This window comes from Streptomyces sp. NPDC058877 (assembly GCF_042742855.1).
Classification (GTDB): domain Bacteria; phylum Actinomycetota; class Actinomycetes; order Streptomycetales; family Streptomycetaceae; genus Streptomyces.
This window is the reverse complement of record NZ_JBHYMF010000348.1, coordinates 1-3,157: the sequence shown is the minus strand read 5'-3', so window position 1 is coordinate 3,157 and position 3,157 is coordinate 1. Positions and strand designations below refer to the sequence as shown.

General features: G+C 71.2%; 4 protein-coding genes. All 4 read right to left on the bottom strand.

Translation table 11 applies throughout. The annotated features are described in order from the left end of the window. Positions 1–75: 75 nt before the first annotated feature. Positions 76–519 carry a transcription antitermination factor NusB gene (gene nusB / locus ACFW2Y_RS35310; RefSeq protein WP_384887704.1) on the bottom strand — a complete coding sequence of 148 codons (444 nt, stop codon included), beginning with the start codon at positions 517–519 and terminating at the stop codon, positions 76–78. A 2-nt stretch (positions 520–521) separates the two neighbouring features. Next, entirely contained in the window at positions 522–1,088 is a 567-nt protein-coding gene (gene efp, locus ACFW2Y_RS35305) for an elongation factor P (protein WP_384887701.1), read from the bottom strand. A 49-nt stretch (positions 1,089–1,137) separates the two neighbouring features. Beyond that, on the bottom strand, positions 1,138–2,250 hold the full coding sequence (locus ACFW2Y_RS35300) for an aminopeptidase P family protein (protein WP_384887698.1): 1,113 nt from the start codon (positions 2,248–2,250) through the stop codon (positions 1,138–1,140). Between the two features lie 70 nt (positions 2,251–2,320). Further along, positions 2,321–3,040: an AAA family ATPase gene (locus tag ACFW2Y_RS35295; protein ID WP_384887696.1), complete on the bottom strand. Its 720-nt coding sequence runs from the start codon at positions 3,038–3,040 to the stop codon at positions 2,321–2,323. Positions 3,041–3,157: the final 117 nt, after the last annotated feature.

Here is a 3,157-nt window from a genome sequence, read left to right as displayed (position 1 = left end):
GACCAACGCCGATGGGGCCCGCGGCACACACGGTGCCACGAGCCCCATCGACCGCCGGGGACGCTTCCTGCGGACTCAGGCGTCCGCGTCGGCGTCCCGACGCAGGCGCGGCTTCAAGTCCTTGAAGCGCGCCAGCAGACCGTTGACGAAGGTCGGGGATTCGTCGGTGGAGAACTCCTTGGCGAGCTGCACCGCCTCGTCGATCGCCACCGCGTCGGGCGTGCCGTCCTCCCAGATCACCTCGTACGCGCCGAGGCGCACGATGTTCCGGTCGGCAACGGGCATGCGGTCGAGGTCCCAGTCCACCGCATAGGTCGCGATGAGCTCGTCGATCCGCGCCACATGGGCCGCGTACCCCTCGACCAACTGCATGGTGAATTCGTTGACCGGCGGCTGACGGTCGTCGGACCGCGCGAGCCGGACCTGGTCCGCGAGGACATCCTGGACGGAAGCTCCGCGCTGGTCGGCCTCGAAGAGGATCTGGAAGGCCCGCCTGCGGGCCTTGCTCCGAGCGGCCACGGTTAGTCGTTCACCCGGCCGAGGTAGTCGCTCGTGCGCGTGTCGACCTTGATCTTCTCACCGGTGGTGATGAAGAGCGGGACCTGGATCTCGTGGCCGGTCTCCAGCGTGGCGGGCTTGGTGCCACCGGTGGAACGGTCACCCTGGACACCGGGGTCGGTGTGCTGGATCGTCAGTACGACGGCGGCGGGGAGCTCGACGTAGAGCACCTCGCCCTCGTGCTGCGCGACGGAGGCGGTGAAGCCCTCGACCAGGAAGTTGGCGGCGTTGCCGACGGCCTTGCGGTCGACGTGCAGCTGGTCGTACGTCTCCATGTCCATGAAGACGAAGTAGTCGCCGTCCATGTAGGAGAACTGCATGTCACGGCGGTCGATGGTGGCCGTGTCGACCTTCACACCCGCGTTGAAGGTCTTGTCGACGACCTTGCCGGACAGCACGTTCTTGAGCTTGGTGCGCACGAAGGCCGGGCCCTTGCCGGGCTTGACGTGCTGGAACTCGACGACGGACCAGAGCTGGCCGCCTTCGAGCTTGAGCACCATGCCGTTCTTGAGGTCGTTCGTGGAAGCCACGGTTGCGGAATCTCCTGGACTGACGTGGGACCTCGGAGGCGTACGCGCCTTACAGCGCGAGCAACTCCTTGGTCGTGATGGTGAGTAGCTCGGGTCCGCCGTCCGCCTCCTGGCGCACGACGAGCGTGTCATCGATCCGGACCCCGCCCCGGCCCGGGAGGTGGACCCCCGGTTCGACGGTGACCGGCACACAAGCGTCCAGTTTACCCATGGCCGAGGGTGAGAGCTGCGGGTCCTCGTCGATTTCGAGCCCCACCCCGTGCCCGGTGAGCGGCACGGCGGCCTCCGCGTGCCCCGCGGCGTCCAGGATCTGGCGGGCCGCCCGGTCCACGTCCCGGTACTCCGCACCCGGTGCGAGGGACTCCCGGCCAGCCCGCTGAGCGGCGAAGACGAGCTCGTACAACTCGATCTGCCAGTCGGCGGGAGTGGTGCCGATGACGAAGGTGCGGCCGATCTCGCACCGGTAGCCGCGGTAGTCGGCACCGAGGCAGACGGAGAGGAAATCGCCTTCCTCGACCCGGCGGTCGGTCGGCCGGTGCCGCCGGCGCCCCGAGTGCGGGCCGGTGGCCACCGAGGTGGGGAAGGCCGCCCCGTCCGCACCGTGGTCCACGAGGCGCCGCTCCAGCTCCAGGGCTAGGTGACGCTCGGTACGCCCGACGAGGATCGATTCCAGGAGTTCGCCGAGGGCCTGGTCGGCGATCTCCGCCGCGATGCGGAGGCAGGCGATCTCGTCCTCGTCCTTGACGATCCTGAGCTGCTCCACGGCACAGGCCAGATCCGCGAGGTGAGGTCCGGGCGCGACCGCGCCCATCGCCCGGTGCCGGGTCACCGTCAGGTGGTGCTCCTCGACGGCGAGCGCATCGGCGCCGGCCCGATGGGCCAGCTCGACGGCGGTGACCACCGGGTCTCCGCCCCCGGTGGGCATGACTTGCTGCCGGAGCAGCTCGTCGAGCCGACCGTCGGCCGGTTCGCCGCCGGGTGCGACGGGGCGGAGCAGGACGTCCGCCTCCGGCTCCGGGCCCACGAGCAGCACGGCGCCCGGCGGCGAGCCGCCGGCGAGGTAACGGACGTTGGCGGGGCGGGAGACCAGGGCCGCCGTGCTGCCTGCGGCCGCGCACCGGTCGCGCAGCCGTACCCGGCGGTCCGCATACACCTCTGACATGCTCCGAGCCTACGAGCAGCCAGCCGCGGCGGCCTGTTCAGGACGACCATCCGGGCACGGCCACCACGGGTCACCAGGCGGGCGGACTCGCGATCGCCCGGGCCAGGACGTCGTCGAGCATCCGGGCGGTGGTCTCGACGTCGTGGGTGGAGTTGTCGATGATCGGCAGGCCCGAGCCGTACCAGCCGGCCATCCTGCCGTGGATGGCGGCGACCTCCTCGTCCGAGAGGCGTCGGTTGCCACTGCGCTCGGCATTGCGCTCCAGCACGACCTCCAGGCCGGGCAGCAGGACGACGGGCAGCAGACCGGGTCCGACGTGCCGCTTCCAGCCGCCGAGGCCCACGACGGGCCGGTCGGGGAAGACGGCGTCGTCCAGGATGCAGGAGATTCCGTTGGCGAGGAAGTTGCGGGCGGCGAAGCCGCAGGTGCGGCGGGCGAGTCGGTACTGCGCTTCGGAGTGCTCGTTCCAGCCGGACTGCGGGTCGGCGAAGCCGGAACAGACCCACTCGCGGACGTCATCGAGGCTGATGTGCGCGGTGGGCACGCGGCGGCGCTGCGCCCAGTGCCGGGCGACGGTCGTCTTGCCCGCGCCGGCGGGACCGATGAGCAGGACGGCGAGCGTCGCCGTCCCGGTCCCGGAACCGTGCTCCGGGACCGGGGCGGGCGAGGTGCCCACGGGCGGCAGCGGGACCTGTCCGGTGCGGTCCGCGCGCGGAGGAGCAGGGGGGTGCCGAGGGGCCGCGGCCGGCGGTGCGGCTGAGGGGTGCCGGGGGACAGCGGCGTGCGGCACTCCTGCGGGGTACTGGGGCGCGGTGCCGGGCCGGGGGCCCGCCGGATGCTGCGGCGTGCCGCCGGTGGTTCAATTTAATGTCTTCACCGGCGGCGGAGGATTTTGGGAGTGTAGTTG

Bases quoted from the DNA above. Each gene is read 5' to 3' on its own strand.
- ACFW2Y_RS35300 (WP_384887698.1), bottom strand. From the start codon at position 2,250: ATGTCAGAGGTGTATGCGGACCGCCGGGTACGGCTGCGCGACCGGTGC.